The 5147-nt window shown below is 53.6% G+C and carries 5 protein-coding genes; 4 read left to right on the top strand and 1 reads right to left on the bottom strand.

The features are described from left to right. The 4 genes from NCN04_RS07755 to NCN04_RS07740 all read left to right on the top strand — a co-directional run. Window positions 1–405 (top strand): CinA family protein (locus tag NCN04_RS07755; protein WP_250395699.1); only part of this gene is annotated, 405 nt, incomplete at its 5' end. Window positions 406–449: 44 nt separating this feature from the next. Continuing rightward, on the top strand, window positions 450–1856 hold the full coding sequence (gene leuC / locus NCN04_RS07750) for a 3-isopropylmalate dehydratase large subunit (RefSeq protein WP_048347809.1): 1407 nt from the start codon (window positions 450–452) through the stop codon (window positions 1854–1856). Window positions 1857–1924: 68 nt separating this feature from the next. Beyond that, entirely contained in the window at window positions 1925–2560 is a 636-nt protein-coding gene (locus NCN04_RS07745; protein WP_250395698.1) for a 3-isopropylmalate dehydratase small subunit, read from the top strand. A gap of 36 nt (window positions 2561–2596) precedes the next feature. Further along, window positions 2597–3070 (top strand): pentapeptide repeat-containing protein, encoded by a 474-nt coding sequence (locus tag NCN04_RS07740; protein ID WP_250395697.1) that lies wholly within the window; start codon window positions 2597–2599, stop codon window positions 3068–3070. A gap of 12 nt (window positions 3071–3082) precedes the next feature. Here NCN04_RS07740 and NCN04_RS07735 read toward each other — a convergent pair. Next, a partial coding sequence (locus NCN04_RS07735; protein WP_250395696.1) for a DUF3769 domain-containing protein occupies window positions 3083–5147 on the bottom strand: 2065 nt, incomplete at its 5' end.

Here is a 5147-nt window from a genome sequence, read left to right as displayed (position 1 = left end):
CTTGGCGGGGTGATCTCCTATGCCAATGCCGTCAAGCGTGATCTGTTATCCGTGCCTGAACCGCTGCTCGAGCAGCACGGTGCCGTGAGTGCGCCAGTGGCCGAGGCGATGGCGCTGGGTGTGCGTCGTCTTACCGGATCGGATTGGGCGCTTTCGATTACGGGAATCGCTGGCCCTGATGGCGGAACGCTGGATAAGCCCGTGGGGTTGGTGTTTGTTGGTGTTGCTGGGCCGGATGGATGCAGCAGTGAGATGTTGCGCTTGGGGTCCACTCGGGGTCGGGAGTGGATTCGTACTGTGAGCGCGGGAGAGGTTTTGAATTGTCTTCGCTTGCGTTTGCTGGCCGTCGCTTCGGAGGGTGAGGAGAAAGAAGGCTCAAAGGCGAGATTGAGTGGATTGGATTGAACGCCGTTTGCCTTTAGGGTTTTTGAGTGAATTGTCGAGTGGGAATGAGCAGCGGAACCCTGTACGACAAAGTTTGGGATCTTCATCGCGTTGCGGAACTCTCTGGTGGCTCCACCCAACTGTTGATTGGGTTGCATCTGATCCACGAAGTCACGAGCCCTCAGGCTTTTGTTGCCCTTGAAGACAAGGGGTTGAGGGTGCGTTGTCCGGAGCGAACGGTGGCGACCGTAGACCACATCGTTCCCACCACCAATCAGGCCAGGCCCTTTGCTGATCCGTTGGCGGAGGAGATGCTCAGCACCCTGGAGCGCAATTGCAGCAAGCATGGAATCGTGCTCAATGGGATTGGCAGTGGCCGTCAAGGAATCGTGCATGTGATTGCGCCGGAGCTTGGATTGACGCAGCCCGGTATGACGGTGGCCTGCGGGGATTCGCACACGTCAACCCACGGAGCCTTTGGGGCAATCGCCTTTGGCATTGGCACGTCTCAGGTTCGAGATGTGCTGGCTAGCCAAAGCTTGGCGATGAACAAACTCAAGGTTCGTCGGCTTTGGTTTGACAATCAGCTGAGCCCCGGGGTGTTTGCCAAAGATTTGATCCTGCATGTGATTCGTTCGCTTGGGGTCAAGGCTGGAGTTGGCCATGCCTACGAGTTCGCTGGACCGGCGATCGATGCGCTGTCGATGGAAGAGCGGATGACCCTCTGCAACATGGCAATTGAGGGTGGAGCCCGCTGCGGCTACGTCAATCCCGATCAGACGACTTTTGACTACTTGGAGGGCCGTCCTTCCGCACCGCGTGGTGAAGCCTGGAACCGGGCGACGCGTTGGTGGCGTTCCCTGGCATCGAATGCCGATGCCGTCTTTGACGACGAGCTGCGATTTGATGCCGCAACGATTGCCCCAACGGTGACCTGGGGGATTACTCCAGGTCAGGGGATCGGCGTGGATGAGCAGGTCCCAACGCCTGAGCAACTGGATCTTGCCGATCGACCGATCGCGGAAGAGGCCTACCGCTACATGGATTTAACACCTGGCCAGGCCATTGCCGGCGTGCCGGTGGATGTTTGCTTTATCGGCAGTTGCACCAATGGTCGCCTCAGTGATCTCAAGGCGGCAGCCGACATAGCAAGGGGGAGGCAGGTGGCTGATGGGATCAAGGCCTTTGTGGTACCGGGCTCCGAGCAGGTGGCTCGTGCTGCAGAGGCTGAAGGCCTGGATCAAGTGTTTCGCGATGCGGGGTTTGAGTGGCGTGAGCCTGGCTGCTCGATGTGTCTCGCGATGAATCCTGATCGTCTTGAGGGGAGGCAGATCAGTGCGAGCTCCAGCAACCGGAACTTCAAGGGGCGCCAGGGATCTGCCAGCGGTCGCACGTTGCTGATGAGCCCTGCCATGGTTGCCGCCGCTGCGGTGACCGGTCATGTCAGCGATGTTCGCTCGCTCGAGACCTGATCTTTGGCTGCCTCGTTCCGCGCCCTTTTGAGTGCTTTTGGTTGTTGTTTTATTCCTCTTGATCCTTCATGACGCAGACCCACGATTTTCCTCAAGGCCTGATTACCAAGATTGAAGGCCGCGCCCTTGTTTTGCGGGGTGATGACATCGATACCGATCGGATTATTCCGGCTCGATTTCTGAAATGCGTGAGTTTTGAAGCACTCGGAGCTCAGGCCTTCGCTGACGATCGAAAGGAGCTCGAAGGACGCCATCCCTTTGACCTTCCTGCGCATCAGGGGGCCTCGATTTTGGTGGTCAATGACAACTTCGGTTGTGGATCGAGTCGTGAACATGCCCCTCAAGCCTTGATGAGGTGGGGGATCCGGGCCCTGATTGGGGTGAGTTTTGCGGAAATTTTTTACGGCAATTGTTTGGCATTAGGAATCCCTTGTGCCAAGGCCAGTCAGGACGAGGTGCGTGCTTTGCAAGATGCAATGGCCCAAGACCCCGCAGCAATCTGGACCTTCGACCTGGAGACTTCGAGTTGCAGCAGTGCTCTAGGGCATTGGTCGATAGACGTGGATCCAGGCCCCCTCGACATGCTCCTTTCTGGCCGTTGGGATGCAACGGGGCAGCTTTTGGCTCGGGATGCTGAGCTGCAGAGCACGCTCGATCGCCTTCCTTACTTGAACGGGTTTTGCACGGATACGGCAGACACTTGATTTAGTGTCTATGAAGGAAGAAGCGGCATCAGCGTGATGACAGTCCTTCTCAAGCGCATTTGGATTGCTTTTGGCTCGATGGCCCTGATGCTGGGCCCTTCAGCGGTTGAGGCAGGCTCAGTGACAGCGATTGCAGTTGAGCCTTTTGGTACACCGCTGGAACGCTTGCTGGAGAGTGGCGCTTGTCAGGGATGTGATTTACGTGATGCGGATCTACGCGGACGCCATCTGATCGGGGCTGATTTGCGTGATGCTGATTTGCGCGGGGCACAGCTCAATGGGGTCAATCTTGAAGGTGCCGATTTGAGTGGTGCCAGGCTTGATGGTGCTCGCTTACAGGGAGCGATGTTGAGCAATGCTGATCTCTCAGACACTGATCTCCGCCATGCCGACTTACGAGATTCGGTTGTGATCAATGCCTATGCGCCTGGAGTGCAAACGGAGGGAATGCAGTTTGCAGGTTCGGACCTCACAGGAAGCCATTTGATTTATGGCGGTGGACCTGATTAATCAAGGGCTTGATTAGAACAGGCGATTATCTAAATCATTGGATGGGTTGTAAGGGACAAACGGAATTCCGGTGCCTGTGAAATTAAAGTCATTGAGACGGAAGCGAAATCCTCCGATTCCTTCGTAAGGATTGAAGTAGAAGCCGAAGTCGTAAGAACGACGCTGCCAGCGCAATTCAATGTTTGAGTCGATGACGTCACCGTAGAACTCAGAGGCAGGGTCAACATTCAAGCCGATCCCAACATTGAGAATCATTGGTCCGGCGATCTGTTGTGTAAGGCCTAAGCCCAAAGTGCCAAGGTCAATGGCTTGATCGAAATCAAAAGGACTTGAGCCTTGCTTGAGGGTGCCACCACCAGTAATCGAAAACTGTGTGTAATCAAGGAAGGGTTTGCTGAATGTTCCTAAGGTGATAGTAGGTCCGCCACTGAGACTAATTGTGTTTTGCCTGGTACCGTCTCCGAAGGCTGCAAGCTGTGTTCTGATGTTGGTCCTGAAATCAAGCCCTGGAACAATGGCGACCGGAGAGTAACGATACGCCGCTAAAGGCGTCAGTGCAGCGGGCTTCCCTCGCCATATTGGATAGCTACTGTTTAATGATCCATAGAAATTAGCTCTCCATAGATCAGTTAAATTTTCACTTTTGAATTGTTCCGCTTGGTAATTTCCTGCTCCAATGCGCCAGATATAGCTGTTGGCAAGTTTTCCAACTTGGAAGGCTCCTCGTTTTTCTAAGAAACCACCGAAAGCAGAGTAAACATCGGTTTCCCCGAGTGATCCGTTGAAGGCCCGGAAGCGATAAGCCGAAAAGCCTCTGAGCTTGACTGCGCCAAGCCAGGGAAGAGTAATGTTTTTATTTGCTTCGGCCCAAAAGCGGCTTCCGTTCATAAAGTTTTCAGGGTTGAAAGTACTTATGTCTGCATTGGTTTCAATCTCCCACCCCCAGATTCGGCTGGTTAGCTCTGCTTCTAAGCCGAAAATATCACCAACCTCTAATGGTTGGCTGACTGTGCCGCTATCGATTGAACTGCCAGGTTTGACATAGCTGTTTGTTGACCCATCAATTGCCCGTTGAAGAAGAAGTTGAGGCTGCAGGCTTAACTTTGTTGTTTCGTTCAGCTCGATTGGCTTGAGATCGCGACCAACAAAGAAACCATCACGGTCATCGTTGTCGATGCCAAACACCCAACGATTTTCGACCTCTTCTTCTTGTGTGATGCGCTGGGTTCGGCTGACGGGAATGGGGAGCCTTTCCTCCACGATCAGGCGATTGCGGGCACTCTTGATCAGAATGTCACCATTAGGTTGCTCTCTAGCGATTACATCCTCAGAGTCAATTCTTGTTTGAGCTGGTGTGAACGGATCATTGGTGAAACCCATTCGATCAGCAGTCCATCCTTCCGGAGTGATCGAGACTTTGGCGGCTTGGATGCGCCAGCGACTGATTTTGCCGTCAATCAGCTGTGCTTTTCCATACTTGGGAAGTTGAGTTGGCCTAACTGCTCCATATTGTGTTTGTGTTCGGAAGTCACTATTCGATAGGTCTACAAGCTCTTTGTTATTGCCAAATCGACGATCAATCGTGAGTCTTTGCTGGAACTGAATGCTGCTAATCCTTTGGTCGATCATCGCGATCGCTTGTTCGCGTAACGCCTCCTGTTCTGCTGGAGAGATCTCTGACTGGCGTGTCTGAGCCAGCGGTTCAGTGGAAAGTATTGGCTTTTTCCCGCCTGTGCCAAGCGTGATCTCTTCTAGTTCTTCGTTCAGGCTGAGTTGGGGCTGGCGGGAGGCGCGATCAGGGTCAGGGCAGCCAAGGGGAGGCGGAACGTCGGTGACTTGGTGGCTTGCAAGTTTGTCTTGGCCCCAGCGATAGCGCAACCCAAGGAGATAGGCATTACTTCCTTCTTTGACACCGTTGTAGGTGCCAAAAGCACCAGATCGATGGTGAATCCTTCCAACCATGGAGAGCTGGTCTGATACAGAAGCTTCCAGCTCAAAAGCTAAGTAATTCAGTAATTGGGAAAAATTTTCGCGAAAGGTACGCTCATAATTGCTCACAGATGTGTTGTAACTAATT

It is taken from the genome of Synechococcus sp. MU1655, from assembly GCF_023630655.1.
GTDB lineage: Bacteria > Cyanobacteriota > Cyanobacteriia > PCC-6307 > Cyanobiaceae > Synechococcus_C.
This window is presented reverse-complemented; position numbering and strand designations above follow the sequence as displayed.

Bases quoted from the DNA above. Each gene is read 5' to 3' on its own strand.
- leuC (WP_048347809.1), top strand. From the start codon at position 450: ATGAGCAGCGGAACCCTGTACGACAAAGTTTGGGATCTTCATCGCGTT.
- NCN04_RS07740 (WP_250395697.1), top strand. From the start codon at position 2,597: ATGACAGTCCTTCTCAAGCGCATTTGGATTGCTTTTGGCTCGATGGCC.
- NCN04_RS07745 (WP_250395698.1), top strand. From the start codon at position 1,925: ATGACGCAGACCCACGATTTTCCTCAAGGCCTGATTACCAAGATTGAA.